The sequence below is a fragment of the uncultured Albimonas sp. genome, from assembly GCF_963977235.1.
Taxonomy (GTDB): Bacteria; Pseudomonadota; Alphaproteobacteria; order Rhodobacterales; family Rhodobacteraceae; genus Albimonas.
Genome location: NZ_CAXBOD010000002.1, coordinates 144829 through 160264, shown reverse-complemented (window position 1 = coordinate 160264; position 15436 = coordinate 144829). Strand labels below are relative to the sequence as shown.

The window sequence follows — 15436 nt, the reverse complement described above, 5'->3', positions numbered from 1 at the left end:
GGGGGACGTCCCCCCGGGGCCGCGCCGACATCGCCGATCCCTCCGCGCGCCCTAGGTGGCGCGGGACCGCGACCGCAACCGACGGGCGCGACGAGGGGGAGACGGGCGATGGACTGGAGCGAGATTTTCTTTCAGGGCTGGGCCGGCATCGTCCGCACGCTGGTGGCGGGCACGCTGGCCTACGCCTTCCTGGTGCTGGCGCTGCGCGGCGCGGGCAAACGGACGCTGGCCAAGCTCAACGCCTTCGACCTGGTGGTGACGGTGGCGTTCGGCTCGGTCCTCGCCTCGATCCTGCTGTCGGAGGGGGTGGCGCTGGCCCAGGGGGCGACGGCGCTGCTGCTGCTGATCGGGCTGCAGTACGCGGTCGCCGCGCTGTCGGTCCGCTCGCGCCGCTTCGCGCGGCTGGTGCGCTCGGAGCCCTCGCTGCTGCTGCGCGACGGCGCGCCGCTGGAGGACGCGATGCGCCGCGCCCGGGTCACCCACGCCGATCTGGAGACGGTGGCGCGCGAGGCGGGCCACGGCTCGCTGGAGGGGCTGGAGGCGGTGATCCTGGAATCCGACGGCGCGTTCTCGGTGCTGGCGGGCGGGCGCTGAGGGGCGCCTCGGCGCGCGGCCACGAAAAAGGCCCGCCCCCCGGAGGGGACGGGCCCTTCGGCGCCGGCGGCGCCTACTTCGCGGCGTCGGCCCAGGCCTCGCGGTCGATGTCGAGATCGGCGTAGCGCTCGACATGCAGGGCGGGATGCTCGACCCCCTGGGCCAGCTGCTCGCGGTAGTCGCGCAGCAGGCGCATGCCGATGGGGAACAGCATGGTCAGGGCCACCAGGTTGACCAGCGCCAGGATCCCCATCATCGGGTCCGAGAAGAAGAACACCGAGGTCGCCTCCGGCGCCATGGCCCCGAGGAGCACCAGCCCCATGATCAGCACCTTGAGGATGTGGCCGGCCATTGGGTTGTCGGTGAACACCGTCAGCGCCGTCTCGCCCAGGTAGTAGTTGTAGATGATCGACGAGAACGAGAAGAGCAGGATCGCCGCCGTCAGATAGTAGCTCGACCACGCGCCGACGTGGCTGGCGAGGCTCTGCTGGGTCAGCGCGACGCCGTTCACCGCCTCGTCGCCGGGCACGTAGACGTCGCCCAGCAGGATCACGAAGGCGGTGCACGAGCAGATCACGATGGTGTCGATGAACACCGACAGGCTCTGCACGATGCCCTGGCTGACCGGGTGGCGCACCCAGGCGGTCGCGGCCACGTTGGGGGCCGAGCCCAGGCCCGCCTCGTTGGAGAAGAGCCCGCGCCGCAGGCCCTGCGCCACCGCGGCGCCGATGCCGCCGGAGACCGCCTCCTCGATCCCCACGGCGTTGGCCACGATCTGCCAGAGCACGCCGGGCAGGCTGGGCAGGTGCAGGAGGATCACCACGAAGGCCATCAGCAGGTAGCCGATCGCCATGATCGGGATGATCACGTCGGCCGCCCTCGCGATCCGCTTGATGCCGCCGTAGACGACGAAGCCGGTCAGCACCGCCAGCACCACGCCGCTCCACACCCGCGGCACGCCCAGGCTGTCCTCGGCCGCGCCGGCCACCGTGTTGCCCTGGAAGGCGTTGAAGCCCAGCGCGAAGGCCGCGATCAGGCACACGGCGTAGACGATGGCGAGCCAGCGGAACTCCTTCCCCAGGCCGTGGATGATGTACTGGGCGGGGCCGCCGCGGAAGGTCCCGTCGGGCTCGGCGCGCTTGTAGAGCTGGGCGAGCGAGCACTCGAACAGGCTGGTGGCCATGCCGATCAGCGCGATCGCCCACATCCAGAACACCGCGCCGGGGCCGCCCAGCGTGATCGCCACCGCGACGCCCGCGATGTTGCCCCCGCCGACGCGCCCGCCCACCGAGACCAGCAGCGCCTCTCGCGAGGAGATGTGGCCCTCGGCGCCCGGATCGGTCGAGGGTTTCAGCACCCCGAACATGCGCCCGAAGAAGCGGAACTGCACCAGACCGGAGACCAGGGTGAACATCACCCCCAGCACCACCAGGAAGGGGATCAGCGACCAGCCCCAGGTGAAGTCGCCGATGTAGCCGAACAGTTGTTCGAGGAACGCCATCTCAAATTCCCTCTCGCCTCGCCCCCGAAGGGGCCTTTGCGCGCAGTCGGCCACAGCCCGGCTTGTTGAGCCAGCATCAGTTTCGGCGGCAGAACGGTTCTGCCCGGAACGTTGCGGCGTTCGGACAGGGGCCCCGCGCAATCCGGGGTCGGCGAGGTCGTCGTTCGCCTGACGGGCACACTTCCTGCCTGACGGATCGCGCCCGCCGCGCCGCGTCGATTGCGAGGATCGCGCGAAGAGCGCGCTTGACGCGGAGGGGCGCGCCCCTGCAACAGGGGGCGACCTCATCGGGAGCCCGCCCATGTCCGAGCCGCTGCCCCGCCTCGCCGTCCTGATCGACGCCGACAACACCTCTCCCAAAGTCGCCGAGGGCCTGTTCCTCGAGATCGCCAAGCTGGGCGAGGCGAGCGTCCGGCGCATCTACGGCGACTTTTCCGACGACCGGCTGAAGGGCTGGGCGAAAATCCTGGCGCAATACGCGATCATCCCCCACCAGCAGTTCGCCTATACACAGGGCAAGAACAGCTCTGACATCGCGCTGGTGATCGACGCGATGGACCTGCTGCACTCGGGCCGCTTCGACGGGTTCTGCCTGGTCTCCTCGGACAGCGACTTCACGCGGCTCGCCAGCCGGGTGCGCGAGCAGGGGATGCACGCCTACGGCTTCGGCCAGCGCAAGACGCCCGAGGCGTTCCGCCAGGCCTGCCTGCGCTTCTTCTACATCGAGAACCTGATGGCCGAGGCCGAGGCCGCCTCGGGCCGAGGCGACGACCCGGCCGAGGAGACGCCCGAGGAGGCCCCCGAGACCGCCGCCGCGACCGAGCCCGCGGGCGAGGCCGGCGCAGCGGAGGAGTCCTCCAAGCCCCGCCGCCCCGAGGCGCCCTCGCGCGCCGTGCCGGTGCTGCGCAAGGCGATGGAGGGGATGACGGACGAGGACGGCTGGGTCTCGCTGGGGGTGATCGGCCAGCGGATCGGGGCGCTGGCGCCGGACTTCGACAGCCGCACCTACGGGTCCTCCAAGCTCTCGGACCTGATCCGGCGAGCGGGGGCCTTCGACATGAAGAAGGACGACGCCAACCACGTCCGGGTGCGCTTCAAGGCCAACACCGCCAAGCCCAAGGCCCGCAAGAAAAAGGACCCGGCCCCGGCCGAGACCTGAGCGCCGGGGGGGAGCGGCCGCCGCGGCGGCTGGCGCGGCGGGACATCCCGCGCGCCGACGTCGGCCCGAGAGGGCCGGTGCGCGCGACGCCTCCCGCCGCCGGGCCAGGGCGCCCCGCCGAGATCGGCGCATTGCCTCCGACGGGGGAGGCCCCGGGTCCAGCCTGGGGCGCCGCCCGGGATTTCCGGCGCGCACGCCGCCGCCCGCGCCCCCGCGCCCCCACACGATCTTCCGCAGGACCTCCCGGGCGACGCCGCCGCCGGCGGCCCTCGCAACCCGCGCAACGTCGACCGCGGCCGCGCCTGCGGGTTCCCCGCAGGGTCCGCGCGCCTGCGCGCGGACGCCTCCGCCAGGGGCGGAGGCGCGCGGCCTGGCGCCCCAGTTTCCACCGGGCGCCCGGACCCGCGCGGTCCCGGGCGGCGCCGTCGCGCCCCTGCGCCCAGCCCAGAACGCGGCGCCCTGCCGCCTCCCCCTCCGGGCCATCTTCCCGCCGCAGGCCCGCCAGAGGCTGCGCCCTGTCCCGCCCCCTCACGCCCTGCGGCGACCGCGCCGCGGTTGACCGGCGCGCCGCGGCGCGCCTAACTCCCCCCGCCCCACGACCCGCACGCCGCCCCTCGGACACGGCCCCCAACCTGACCTGCCGGAGACCTCGATGACCCCCACCCTCGTGAAGACCGCCCCGATCCCCGGCCAGAAGCCCGGCACCTCGGGCCTGCGCGCCCGCACGCGCACCTTCATGGGGCCCCACTACCTCGAAAACTTCGTGCAGTCGGTCTTCGACGCGCTCGGCGGGATCGAGGGCCGCACGCTGGTGCTCGGCGGGGACGGCCGCTATTTCGGCCGCGAGGCCTCGGCGAGGATCCTCAAGATGGCCGCGGCCAATGGCGCGGCGAAAGTGGTGGTGGGCCGCGGCGGACTGCTCTCGACCCCCGCCGCCTCGGCGGTGATCCGCACGCTGAAGGCGGACGGCGGACTGATCCTCTCGGCCTCCCACAACCCGGGCGGCGAGGACGGCGACTTCGGCGTCAAGTACAACATCGCCGCCGGCGGCCCCGCGCCCGAGAGCATCACCAACGCCATCCACGCCCACACCGAGACGATCGAGCGCTACCTGACCCTCGACACCCCCGACCCGGACCTCGAGACCGTCGGGACCCTGACCCTGGGCGGCATGACGGTCGAGGTGATCGACCCGGTGAAGATCCATGCCGACCTGCTGGAAAGCCTGTTCGACTTCGCCGCCATCCGCGAGATGATCGCCGCCGGCTTCACCCTGCGCTTCGACGCCATGCACGCGGCCACCGGCCCCTACGCGGTCGAGGTGCTGGAGACCCGCCTCGGGGCTCCCGCGGGCACGGTGATGAACGCCACCCCCCTGCCCGACTTCGGCGGCGGCCACCCCGACCCCAACCCCACCCATGCCCACGCCCTGTGGAACCTGATGACCGGCCCCGAGGCGCCGGACTTCGGCGCGGCGTCGGACGGCGACGGCGACCGCAACATGATCCTGGGGCGCGAGGTCTACGTGGCCCCCTCCGACAGTCTCGCGGTGCTGGCGGCCAACGCCCATCTCGCGCCGGGCTACGCGCGCGGGCTGAAGGGGATCGCGCGCTCGATGCCCACCTCGCGCGCCGCCGACCGGGTGGCCGAGGCGCTGGGGGTCGAGCTGCACGAGACCCCTACCGGCTGGAAGTTCTTCGGCACCCTGCTCGACGCCAGCCGCGCCACGATCTGCGGGGAGGAGAGCTTCGGGACCGGCTCCGACCACGTGCGCGAGAAGGACGGGCTGTGGGCGGTGCTGCTGTGGCTCAACATCCTGGCGGTGCGGAAGATCTCGGTGCGCGAGATCCTCGAGGATCACTGGGCCCGCTTCGGCCGCGACGTCTACACCCGCCACGACTACGAGGCGATCGACGCGAGCGTCGCCGAGACGCTGATGGGCGACCTGCGCGCGCGGCTGGCGGACCTCGCCGGGACCCGCGCCGGGCCGCTGACGGTGGAGGCGGCGGACGACTTCTCCTACACCGACCCGATCTCGGGCGACGTGGCGACCGGCCAGGGCATCCGCATCCTCTTTGCCGAGGACGCCCGCCTGGTTCTGCGCCTCTCGGGCACCGGCACCGAGGGCGCGACCCTGCGCGTCTACATGGAGCGCCGCCTCGCCGACCCGGCCGAGGCCGCCCGTGCCGACCCCCAGGTCTCCCTCGCCCCGGTGATCGAGGCGGCCGAGGCGCTCGCCGGCATCCGCGCGCGCACCGGCCGGGACAAGCCGGACGTGGCCACCTGAGGGCGCCCCCGAGGCCGAGCGCCCGCGCAGTCGCCCCGGCGAGCGATCGCCGGCGCGCCCGCGCGGGGGCTTTGCGGCTCAGCCCGCCGCGGGGCGCATCAGGCGCCGGCGGGCGGGCGGCACGCGGCTGATCTCGACGCCGGTGAAGACATGCAGCGTGTTCAGGTCCCGGTCGATCACCGCATGGTCCGACACCCAGCCCCCCAGCAGAAGATAGGAGCGCAGCAGCGGCGGCATCCGGCGCATCGCCAGCTTCATGTCCGGCCGCGTCAGCCGCCACTTCGCCGCGAAGCGGAAGATCGCCGGCGCCTTGGGCCGCGGCAGCCAGCGTCGCGGCGCCAGGTGCTTCTCCTTGAGGTAGGCGAACGCGTCCATGTAGGTCTCGGCGTCCACCCCCTCGAAGCTCGAGCAGCCGAACAGCAGTTCGACCCCCTCGGCCTCGACATAGGACGTCATCGCCCCCCAGGCCGCCCGGATCACGTCGGGATCGCGCACCCCCGGCGCCATGCAGAACCGGCCCATCTCGACCATCGGCCCGCCGAACTCGGTCAGCGAGGACAGCTCGTAATACTGGGCCGAGTAGCTGCTGCCGATCTCCGCCCCGCTCTTGAGCGGCAGCATCCGGAAGCAGCAGACCAGCTCGCCCGCCGCCGTTTCGACCAGCGCATGCAGGCAGCGGTCGTCGAACCCGTCCCGGTCCAGGCCCTGCGCCCGGTCGCCGCTGAGCGCGGCCCCGGGGCGGGCGGCGATGAAGGCCCGGAAGCGGAGACGCTGGGCGGCCTCCACGTCTTCGGGCTCGCGCGAGAGGCGCACCGTGTAGCGACCGCGAGAGAACATGCGCATCCACCCCTCCACAGGCAGGGAACCTGGCCCTAGATAGGAACGGAGCGATGACATGCGCATGACGCCTCCGCCGCGTGCGGCGAAACTGTCGCAGGGAAGGAACACCATGGTCGACAAGCTGATCAAGTCCGACGAGGAATGGCGCGAGCAGCTGGACGCGCTGGCCTACAAGGTCACCCGCCAGAAGGGCACAGAGCCCCCCGGCGCCCACGAGGGCTTCCCCAAGGGCCCCGGCGCCTTCCTGTGCGTATGCTGCGGCGCCCCCCTCTTCGACGCCCAGACCAAGTACGAGAGCGGCAGCGGCTGGCCCAGTTTCTGGGAGCCGATCGAGCAGGACGCGGTCGAGCTGCACGAGGACCGCAGCCACTTCATGCGCCGCACCGAGGTCACCTGCGCCCGCTGCGACGCGCATCTGGGCCACGTGTTCCCCGACGGCCCCCAGCCGACGGGTCTGCGCTACTGCATGAACGGCGTCTCGATGACCTTCAAACCGGAGGAGTAGGGGCCGCAGCCCGCTCCGGCGCCGCCCGACCGCCGCCGGACGCGGGCGGCGGACAGGCCCCCGGCAGTCCGCTCGCGCGGGGGCGCATCGGCGGCCGCCGACGGGCGGCGCGCCCGCGGAACCGCGCCGCGCCGGCCCGTTTCGGGCCGGAAAACCGCCGATTTGCCGCCAGGTGGTTTACATCGCCGCGCGCAATCGCCAGCTTGGAGGGGAACGAACGAGCATCCCGCGCGGCGCGCGGCCTCGGCACATTCACAAACTCCCCCTCGAAAGGACATGCACCATGACCCAGGCCAAGCCGGGAGACACCCTGCATCTTCACTACAAGGGCTCGCTGGACGACGGCACCGTCTTCGACAGCTCCGAGGGCCGCGATCCGCTCTCGTTCGAGCTGGGATCGGGCCAGATCATTCCGGGACTGGAGGCTGGCGTCGCCGGCATGGAAGTCGGCGAGAAGCGCACCGTGCGCGTCGAGGCGACCGAAGCCTATGGCGAGCACGACCCCTCCCGCGTGCAGTCGGTCGACCGCGCCGGCGTGCCCGACCACATCCCCACCGAGCCCGGCACCCAGCTGCAGGTGCAGCTGCAGGACGGCCAGGCGATGAACGTGGTGGTCGCCGACGTGACCGAGAAGGAACTGGTGCTCGACGCCAACCACCCGCTCGCCGGCAAGGCGCTGACCTTCGACGTGGAGCTGGTCGAGATTGCCTGAACGACGCCTCGCCGGCGGTTGCGTGGGGGCCGGCGCCGCCTGCTCCCTCTCAACCGCCGGCGCGCACGCGTGCGAACGCAAAGGGCCGCCCCTGGGGGCGGCCCTTTCGCTTACCAGTTGTCCTTGAACCAGCGCACCGTGCGGCGCAGGCGGGTGCCGCCGCCGATGCCGGCCGGCTCCTCGAAATCCCAGAACTCGTCGTTGGGGCGCACCGCGTAGGCCGCGAGGCCCACGGCCGCCGAGAACGCCGGACCGGCAGCCGACTGCGGCAGGCCCGCCACCCGCAGCGGACGCCCGATGCGCACCCGCTGGCCGATCACCCGACGAGCCACGTCCTCGAGCCCCGGAAGCTGGCTGCCGCCGCCCGTCAGCACCACCCGGCGCGAGGGCAGGCCCGCGAAGCCGGCGCGGTCGAGCAGCAGACGCACCTCCTCGAAAATCTCCTCCACGCGGGGACGGATCACGCCGATCAGGGCGGCGCGGGTGATGGTGCGGGTCTCGCCCTCGGCCCCGCCCAGGACAGGCACTGTGATCAGCTCGCGGTCGTCGAGCCCGGTCGCCATGACGCCGCCGTGCAGGGTCTTGATCCGCTCGGCCGTGGCGGTGTCGAGCCCGAAGGCCTCGGCGATGTCGCGGGTCACGTGGGCGCCGCCGACGCGGGCGACGTCGAGGCAGATGAGCTGCTTGCGCAGGAAGATCGAGACGCCGGTGGCCCCGCCCCCCATGTCCACGCAGGCCGCGCCCAGCTCCTGCTCGTCCTCGACGAGGCTCGAGAGCCCCGAGGAATAGGGCGCGGTCACCACGCCCGCGAGCTCGAGGTCGCAGCGGCGCACGCAGCGCGCCAGATTGCGCAGCGGCGCCGAGGCGACCGAGAGGATGTGCATGTCGACCGACAGGTTCTGCCCGGTCATCCCGCGGGGATCGGACAGGAAGCTGGTCTGGTCGAGGGTGAAGTTCACCGGCAGGGCGTGCAGGATCTCCCGCCCCTCCTCGGCCGGCGGCTCGGGGCAGGCGGCGAGCGCGGTGGCCACGTCCTGGTCGGTGACCTCGCCCGAGAGCACCTCGGCGTCGCCGGTGAAGCCCCACGACACGGGACGCGCGCCCGAGACGGCGCCGATCACCTGGTCGACGCGCACGCCGGCCATCTTCTCGGCGGCCTGCAGCGCGGTGCGGATGGCGCGCTCGCACTCCTCCATGTCCACGATCTCGCCCAGGCGCACGCCGCGCGACTGGGTGACGCCGACGCCGATCACCCGCATGGCGAGGTAGCCGCCCTGGCGGCCCTCCTCGGCGGTGGCGGCGGCGAGCTTGGCGGGGTCGATGCGCAGGATCAGGCAGGCGGTCTTGGAGGTGCCTATGTCGAGCACCGCCAGCAGGCCCCGCTTCAGCGCGGAGCGAAGCTGGTCGCGCATCATGCTCTGCGACGCGAAAAGCGCGTGCCTCATGCCTTCTGTCCTTCCAGGAGTTCGCGAGCCCCCTCAAGCACGTCCACCGCCCGCGGGGTCAGGCGCAGGGTGGGGCGCTCGGGGTCGCGCAGATCGATGACGGCGACCTCGCGGTCGAGAAGCTGCTCGTCCCGCTCGAGATGCAGGAGGCGGCGCAGCGCGGCCTCGGGCGCCTTCTCGGGCAGGTGCACCACGACGCCGGAGCTGAGCGCGAGCGACCAGCGCCGTTCGCCGACGCGCACGAGGCCTCGCAGTCGGTCGTTGACCGGCTGGGCGAGGTCCCACAGGGCCAGCGCCTCGGCGATGGCGCGGTCGGCGCCCTCGCCCAGGATCAGCGGCAGGTTGGGGCGGGCGGCGCGGGCGGCGACAGGCCCGATGATCACGCCGTCGCGGTCCAGCAGATGCAGCTGCCCGTCCCAGCGCCACAGCGCGGCGGGGGCGCGCTGGGCGAGCTCGATGCGCAGCGCGCCGTCGGCCATCACCTTGGGCTCGGCCCGGGCGACGCCGGGAATGGTCTCGACCTCGAGCTTCAGCGCGGCGAGGTCGAGGGCGAGCGAGGAGACCGGCAGCTGCAGGTCCAGACGGGTGGCGACGCGGGCCTGCAGGTCGGGGCTGCCGCCCTGGATGTCGAGGCGCAGCACCGCGAACTCGGGCCGCTCGACCACCGCGGCGCGGGCGCGCTCGGCGAGATCGAGGACGCTGGTGTGAACCGTCGGGCTCTGCCAGGCCCACAGCCCGGCCAGCGTCAGGCAGGCGGGCACGGCCAGCCGGCGCAGGGCGAAGCGCACGTAGCCGCGCCGCCCCAGCCGGTCGAGCCGGTAGCGCCAGCGCGCGGGCGAGGGATCGCGGCGCCGGCGCGGCGTCTCGAACGGGCCCGGCGGCTCCGGGCGCAGGCGGCGCATGCGGCGGGAAATGAGGCGGGCGAGCGCGCTCATCGGGCGGCCCCCGGGACCAGCGGGCGGGGGGTCAGCGCAGGCATGAGGCGTCCTCCACCAGCCAGGCGCAGAGGTCGGGGAAGGAGACCCCGGCATGGGCCGCCTGCTCGGGCGCGAGCGAGGTGGGGGTCATGCCGGGCTGGGTGTTGACCTCAAGCAGGATCAGTCCGGCGAGGCCCCTGCTCTCGTCCCAGCGGAAGTCCGAGCGCGACAGCCCCCGGCAGCCCAGCGCCTGGTGGGCGCGCACGGCGATGTCGCGGCAGGCGGCCTCGACGTCTTCTGGGATTTCCGCGGGGATCACATGCAGGGAGCCGCCGGCAGAGTATTTCGCGGCGTAATCGTACCAGCCGCCCGAGGCGGCGCGGATGTCGGTCACCGCCAGCGCCCGGTCGCCCATCACCGCGACGGTCATCTCGCGGCCGGGCACGAAGGTCTCGGCCAGCAGCAGGTCGGGGGCGTCGGGGGCGAGCTGCGCGGGCCCGTTGGCGCCCTCGAGCACGATGTAGACCCCGACCGAGGAGCCCTCGTTGTAGGGTTTCAGCACATAGGGCAGCGGCAGCGGGTGGGAGGTCGCGGCCTCGGCCCTGGGCACCAGCCGGCCCTCGGCCACCGGCAGTCCGGCGGCGGCGAAGACCTCCTTGGCCTTGACCTTGTCCATGGCGACCGACGAGGCCAGCACGCCCGAGTGGGTGTAGGGCAGGCCCAGCCATTCCAGCAGACCCTGGACGCAGCCGTCCTCGCCCCAGCGGCCGTGGAGCGCGTTGAACACGACGTCGGGGCTCGCCTCGGCGAGCCGCTGGACCAGGTCCGGTCCTGCGTCGATCTCGATCACGGAGTAACCCGCGGTCCTCAGCGCAGCTGCGCATTCGGCGCCCGAGACGAGGGAGACCTCGCGCTCGGCCGACCGGCCGCCCAACAGCACCGCGACACGGGTGGAAGCCCTGCCCGACATGCCGCCTCGATCCCTCGCCCCTCTGTGGGGGCTTTCATCGGCGCCCCCGTTTTCGAGGTGCGCCAGCCTGTATGACCACCGCCGGGTTTTCCCGGTCGCGTGGCCGATGCTCTGTTGCGCCCGGACTTCGGAGCGAATCTGCGGAACGGGCCGCAGGGCGTTGCGAAGCAGGGCGTTTTCGGAGTGTAGCGCAAGGGGGGCTTCGCCGGAACCCAGAAAGCGGGGCGCAGGTGCGGGAACCGGCTGGCGGCGCCGCGTCCCGACGGGCGGAGGCCGCCTCCACTCCGGGCCCTCCCCCGCCGCCAGTCCGCGCCGCCCCCGCCGCCGTCGCTCCGCCGCGCGCGGGCGCGCCGGGGTGGGTGGGCGGGAGGCGCGCCCGCGCGCGGCGGAGCGGCGGCTCCGGGCGCCCCGCCCGGGCGAGGACGCCGCCCGCCTCTCGCCCCCCCCGGCCTCAGCCGGGCAGGCCGATCCGCATGACTTCCCACTCGAGCTCGATCCCGAAGGCGTCGCGCACCCGCGCGCGCACCTCCTCCCCCAGCCCCTCGAGGTCCGCCGCCGTGGCCCCGCCCACGTTGATCAGGAAATTCGAGTGCTTCTCCGAGATCTGCGCCCCGCCCCGTCGCGCCCCCCGCATCCCTGCCCGGTCGATCAGCGACCAGGCCTTCAGATCCATCGGGTCCCCCGCCTCGCCGGTCGAGGAATAGCCGGCCGGGTTGCGGAAGGTGGATCCCGCGGTGCGCTCCTTCGTGGGCTGGCTGGCCTCGCGCCGGGCCACGTAGTCGTCCATGCGCGCGCGGATCGCCTCAGGCTCCCCCGGCGCGCCGCGCAGCACCGCCTCGACGATCACCCAGTCCCCGGGCAGGTCGCTGGACCGATAGGCGAAGCCGATCTCCGCGCCCGCCAGCCGGTGCAGACGGCCCTCCCGGTCGAGCGCCGCGATCTCCTCGACCACGTCGGCCGCATAGGCGCCATAGCAGCCGGCGTTCATCGCCACCGCCCCGCCCAGCGCGCCGGGGATGGTGCGCAGGAACTCCAGCCCCGCGATCCCGGCCTCGGCCGCGGCCATCGCGACCCGGCTGTCGAGCAGCCCGGCCCCGACCCGCAGGCGCGCGCCATCCAGGACCTCGACCCCCATGAACGCCCGCCCCAGACGCACCGCCACCCCCGGCAGCCCCCCGTCGCGCACGATCAGGTTCGAGCCGACCCCCAGCGGGGTCACCGGCACTTCGGCCGGCAAGGCGGCGAGAAAGCCGGCGAGGTCTTGGACGTCCGCGGGCTGGAACAGCGCCTCGGCCGGGCCGCCCACGCGCAGCCAGCACAGGTCGGCGAGCGGGCGCATCGGCATGATGCGGCCGCGAACCTGCGGCAGGCGGTCGGCCAGCGCCGCGGGGTCGAGGCGCACGCGGGGGCGCGTCGTTTGTGAATCGCTCACGTCATCAGCCTCCGAACACGCCCGCGGCCACGGCGGCCACGGACAGGGCCATGCCCGCCCAGGGCGCCCAGGTCGGCGCGGTCCAGGCGCCCGCGGGCGCCGACGTCTTGCGCCGCAACACCACCAGCGCCAGGTTCACCGCCACGAACACCCCCAGCAGCACGCCGGCCGAGCCCGCCGCGAGCGGCCCCAGCGGCACGATCACCGCCACGAACGCGACCAGCCCGCCCATGATCAGGGTCGCGATCCAGGGCGTGCCGCGACCCGGCAGCACCCGCGCGAGCCAGGCCAGCCGCGGATAGCGCCGCCCGGTTCCATACAGAATCCGCGAGCCCATCACCATCTGCGCCAGCACCCCGTTCAGCGCCGCCGCCCCGCCGATCAGCGCGATCGCGGGGACCAGAGCCGGCGCCCCCGCCCGCACCACCCCCACCAGCGGGTTGGACATCGTGGCCAGCAGCGCGCCCGGCACCGCATGCAGCGCCGCGGCGACCACCAGCGCATACAGCACCGCCGTGATCCCCAGCGCGGCCAGGATCGCGCGGGCCATGGTGCGGCCGGGATCGTGGGTCTCCTCGGCCATGTTGACCATGTCCTCGAAGCCGATGAAGGCGAAGAAGGCGAGCAGCGAGGCCCCCGCCAGCGCGCCCGATGCGCCGCCGAAACCGCCCAGGTCCTCGATGGTTCCGGGCAGTCCGGCGCGCCATTCGGCGGTCGCGGGGGCCTCGAACCCCGCCCAGATCGCCAGCAGCAGGCCCGCGACCTCGACAACGGTCAGCGCCGCGGCGACGGCGAGCGACTCGACCACCCCCCAGACCGCCGCCACCGCCATCGCCGCGATCAGCGGCGGGATCAGCCAGGTGTGGGGGATCGCGGCCTTCAGCGCCCCCGGCAGCGGGACCAGCGCCCAGAGATAGGCCGCCCCGCCCTGGATCACGGCCGCCGCCGAGAGAGTCGCGCCGCCCACGATCAGCACCCCCGCGAGAGGCGCCAGAAGACGCAGGCCGAAGGCGTCGCGCAGCCAGGCGACCTCGCCCCCCGCCTCGGGGATCCGGCCCGAAAGCTCGGCGTAGCTCATCGCGGTGGGGGCGGCGACGAGGGCGGCGAGGCCGAAAGCCAGCGGCGCCAGCAGCCCGGTGCGCCCGCCCACCTCGCCGATCAGCACATAGATCCCCGCGCCGACCATCACCCCGAGTCCGTAGAGCATCAGCAGCCAGAACCCGAGCCGGCGTTGCAGCCCGGAGGAAGGCGAGGCGTCGGACATCGGGCGCGTCTCCGGCTGCGGGCCGCCCGGCCCCGGGGGGAGGCGACGGATCGGGAAAGGACGCGCGCAACGTCAGGGACCCGCGCGGCGGTGGCGTCGAATGGCGCCGGAGCGCGCGTCCCGAGAGGGTGGGGCCGCATCGCGCCGGGGCAAGGCGACCGCCGCGCGCACCCTGCCCGCCGCAAGGCCAGCGGGCAACGGGCAAGGGGCGACGGTCCTGCTCGCCAGCCGATCCGCCAGGACTGCGGCGCCAGTCGGCCGGGACCGCAGTCCGGCCCGGGACTGACGCGACAGGCGGGGCCAGGATGGCGCGACGGGCGCTGCGTCCGCGCCTACTCGGCGGCGGCGCGACCCTCGAGGGCGGCGGGCAGCTCGCGCGCCCACTGGCTGATCGAGCCGGCGCCCAGGCACACCACGATGTCGCCGGGACGGGCGCGGGCGGCCACGTAGTCGGGCAGCGCCTCGGGGCCCGCCAGCGCCGTGGCGTCGCGGTGGCCGTGGCGGATGAGGCCCGCCACGAGGGCGTCGCGGTCGGCGCCCTCGATGGGGGCCTCGCCGGCGGCGTAGACCTCGGGGATCGCGACCATGTCGGCCTCGTTGAAGCAGGTGCAGAACTGCTCGAACAGGGAGCTCAGGCGCGAATAGCGGTGCGGCTGGTGGATCGCGATCACCCGGCCCTGCGGCCCGACGGCCTGACGCGCGGCCTTGAGCACCGCCGAGATCTCGACCGGGTGGTGGCCGTAATCGTCGATGATCGGGGCGCCGTTCCACGCCCCCACCTGCGTGAAGCGGCGGTTGACGCCGCCGAACTTCTTCAGGCCGATGCGGATCGCTTCGTCCGGCAGGCCCAGCTCGAGCCCCACCGCGATCGCGCCCAGCGCATTGAGCACGTTGTGGTCGCCGGGCATCGGCAGCTCGATCCCCTCGACCCGCCGCTCGCCGCGGGCCAGCCCGTCGCGCAGGCGGGCGATGACGTCGAACTTGGAGACCGGCCCCTCGTGGCGCAGGTTCACCCCCACCACGTCGGCCTGCAGCGAGAAGCCGTAGGTGATCTTGCGCCGGTCGTCGACGCGCCCGACCAGGGCCTGCACCTCGGGGTGGTCGATGCAGCACACGGCCGCCCCGTAGAAGGGGAGGTTCGAGACGAACTGCTCGAACGCCGCCTTCACGCCCTCGAAGTCGCCGTAGTGGTCGAGATGCTCGGGGTCGATGTTGGTGATGATGGCGATGGTCGCGGGCAGGCGGTTGAAGGTGCCGTCCGATTCATCGGCCTCGACCACCATCCACTCGCCCTCGCCCATCCGGGCGTTGGAGCCGTAGGCGTGGATGACCCCGCCGTTGATCACCGTGGGGTCCACCCCGCCCGCATCCAGGATCGCCGAGACCATCGAGGTGGTCGTGGTCTTGCCGTGCGTGCCCGCCACGGCGACGTTGTATTTCAGGCGCATCAGCTCGGCGAGCATCTCGGCCCGGCGCACCACCGGCAGGCCGGCGGCGCGGGCGGCGTCGAGCTCGGGGTTGCCCGGCTTGATCGCCGAGGACATCACCACGACCTTGGCCCGGCCCAGGTTCTCGGCCTTCTGCTCGATCTCGATCCGCGCGCCCAGCGTGCGCAGGCGCTGCACGATCTCGGAGTCCCTGGCGTCCGAGCCCTGCACGTCGTAGCCGAGGTTCAGCATCACCTCGGCGATGCCCGACATGCCGATGCCGCCGATGCCGATGAAGTGGATCGGGCCGATCTCCTGCGGCTGACGGCTGACGGGGGACATGGGCGGGCTCCGGGGATCAGGGGCAGGCGAGGAAGGGCGGC

The 15436-nt window shown here is 73.4% G+C and carries 13 protein-coding genes; 5 read left to right on the top strand and 8 right to left on the bottom strand.

What is annotated here, in order from left to right:
* Positions 1–108: 108 nt before the first annotated feature.
* Entirely contained in the window at positions 109–594 is a 486-nt protein-coding gene (locus AAC134_RS03000; RefSeq protein WP_339947565.1) for a YetF domain-containing protein, read from the top strand.
* A gap of 73 nt (positions 595–667) precedes the next feature.
* On the opposite strand, the gene AAC134_RS02995 is transcribed toward AAC134_RS03000, so the two are convergent.
* Complete coding sequence (locus tag AAC134_RS02995) at positions 668–2095, bottom strand: alanine/glycine:cation symporter family protein (protein WP_339947564.1); 1428 nt, start codon at positions 2093–2095, stop codon at positions 668–670.
* A 301-nt stretch (positions 2096–2396) separates the two neighbouring features.
* Here AAC134_RS02995 and AAC134_RS02990 point away from each other — a divergent pair, with 301 nt between their 5' ends.
* Complete coding sequence (locus tag AAC134_RS02990; RefSeq protein WP_339947563.1) at positions 2397–3254, top strand: NYN domain-containing protein; 858 nt, start codon at positions 2397–2399, stop codon at positions 3252–3254.
* Positions 3255–3906: 652 nt separating this feature from the next.
* Positions 3907–5541 (top strand): alpha-D-glucose phosphate-specific phosphoglucomutase, encoded by a 1635-nt coding sequence (locus AAC134_RS02985; protein ID WP_339947562.1) that lies wholly within the window; start codon positions 3907–3909, stop codon positions 5539–5541.
* A 78-nt stretch (positions 5542–5619) separates the two neighbouring features.
* On the opposite strand, the gene AAC134_RS02980 is transcribed toward AAC134_RS02985, so the two are convergent.
* On the bottom strand, positions 5620–6384 hold the full coding sequence (locus AAC134_RS02980; protein WP_339947561.1) for a GNAT family N-acyltransferase: 765 nt from the start codon (positions 6382–6384) through the stop codon (positions 5620–5622).
* 106 nt (positions 6385–6490) lie between these two features.
* On the opposite strand from AAC134_RS02980, the gene msrB reads away from it, so the two are divergent.
* Complete coding sequence (gene msrB, locus AAC134_RS02975) at positions 6491–6886, top strand: peptide-methionine (R)-S-oxide reductase MsrB (RefSeq protein ID WP_339947560.1); 396 nt, start codon at positions 6491–6493, stop codon at positions 6884–6886.
* 283 nt (positions 6887–7169) lie between these two features.
* Complete coding sequence (locus AAC134_RS02970; RefSeq protein ID WP_339947559.1) at positions 7170–7598, top strand: peptidylprolyl isomerase; 429 nt, start codon at positions 7170–7172, stop codon at positions 7596–7598.
* Between the two features lie 110 nt (positions 7599–7708).
* Here AAC134_RS02970 and ftsA read toward each other — a convergent pair whose 3' ends face one another.
* The 6 genes from ftsA to murC all read right to left on the bottom strand — a co-directional run bounded on the left by ftsA (position 7709) and on the right by murC (position 15395).
* A complete protein-coding gene (gene ftsA, locus AAC134_RS02965; RefSeq protein ID WP_339947558.1) occupies positions 7709–9043 on the bottom strand; it encodes a cell division protein FtsA in 1335 nt (444 codons plus the stop codon).
* Positions 9040–9978, bottom strand: a complete 939-nt coding sequence (locus AAC134_RS02960) for a cell division protein FtsQ/DivIB (RefSeq protein ID WP_339947557.1) — start codon at positions 9976–9978, stop codon at positions 9040–9042. The genes ftsA and AAC134_RS02960 overlap by 4 nt, the downstream gene beginning before the upstream one ends.
* A gap of 31 nt (positions 9979–10009) precedes the next feature.
* Complete coding sequence (locus AAC134_RS02955) at positions 10010–10930, bottom strand: D-alanine--D-alanine ligase (protein ID WP_339947556.1); 921 nt, start codon at positions 10928–10930, stop codon at positions 10010–10012.
* 451 nt (positions 10931–11381) lie between these two features.
* Positions 11382–12311 carry a UDP-N-acetylmuramate dehydrogenase gene (gene murB, locus AAC134_RS02950; RefSeq protein ID WP_339947693.1) on the bottom strand — a complete coding sequence of 310 codons (930 nt, stop codon included), beginning with the start codon at positions 12309–12311 and terminating at the stop codon, positions 11382–11384.
* Between the two features lie 55 nt (positions 12312–12366).
* Entirely contained in the window at positions 12367–13626 is a 1260-nt protein-coding gene (locus AAC134_RS02945) for an APC family permease (RefSeq protein WP_339947555.1), read from the bottom strand.
* A 332-nt stretch (positions 13627–13958) separates the two neighbouring features.
* Entirely contained in the window at positions 13959–15395 is a 1437-nt protein-coding gene (murC, locus tag AAC134_RS02940; RefSeq protein ID WP_339947554.1) for a UDP-N-acetylmuramate--L-alanine ligase, read from the bottom strand.
* Positions 15396–15436 lie beyond the last annotated feature (41 nt).

What these genes read in the sequence shown, in the direction of transcription:
- murC (WP_339947554.1), bottom strand. Translation starts at nt 15,395, where the DNA reads ATGTCCCCCGTCAGCCGTCAGCCGCAGGAGATCGGCCCGATCCACTTC.
- AAC134_RS02955 (WP_339947556.1), bottom strand. Translation starts at nt 10,930, where the DNA reads ATGTCGGGCAGGGCTTCCACCCGTGTCGCGGTGCTGTTGGGCGGCCGG.
- msrB (WP_339947560.1), top strand. Translation starts at nt 6,491, where the DNA reads ATGGTCGACAAGCTGATCAAGTCCGACGAGGAATGGCGCGAGCAGCTG.
- AAC134_RS02960 (WP_339947557.1), bottom strand. Translation starts at nt 9,978, where the DNA reads ATGAGCGCGCTCGCCCGCCTCATTTCCCGCCGCATGCGCCGCCTGCGC.
- AAC134_RS02980 (WP_339947561.1), bottom strand. Translation starts at nt 6,384, where the DNA reads ATGCGCATGTTCTCTCGCGGTCGCTACACGGTGCGCCTCTCGCGCGAG.
- AAC134_RS02945 (WP_339947555.1), bottom strand. Translation starts at nt 13,626, where the DNA reads ATGTCCGACGCCTCGCCTTCCTCCGGGCTGCAACGCCGGCTCGGGTTC.
- ftsA (WP_339947558.1), bottom strand. Translation starts at nt 9,043, where the DNA reads ATGAGGCACGCGCTTTTCGCGTCGCAGAGCATGATGCGCGACCAGCTT.
- AAC134_RS02990 (WP_339947563.1), top strand. Translation starts at nt 2,397, where the DNA reads ATGTCCGAGCCGCTGCCCCGCCTCGCCGTCCTGATCGACGCCGACAAC.
- AAC134_RS03000 (WP_339947565.1), top strand. Translation starts at nt 109, where the DNA reads ATGGACTGGAGCGAGATTTTCTTTCAGGGCTGGGCCGGCATCGTCCGC.
- AAC134_RS02985 (WP_339947562.1), top strand. Translation starts at nt 3,907, where the DNA reads ATGACCCCCACCCTCGTGAAGACCGCCCCGATCCCCGGCCAGAAGCCC.
- AAC134_RS02970 (WP_339947559.1), top strand. Translation starts at nt 7,170, where the DNA reads ATGACCCAGGCCAAGCCGGGAGACACCCTGCATCTTCACTACAAGGGC.
- AAC134_RS02995 (WP_339947564.1), bottom strand. Translation starts at nt 2,095, where the DNA reads ATGGCGTTCCTCGAACAACTGTTCGGCTACATCGGCGACTTCACCTGG.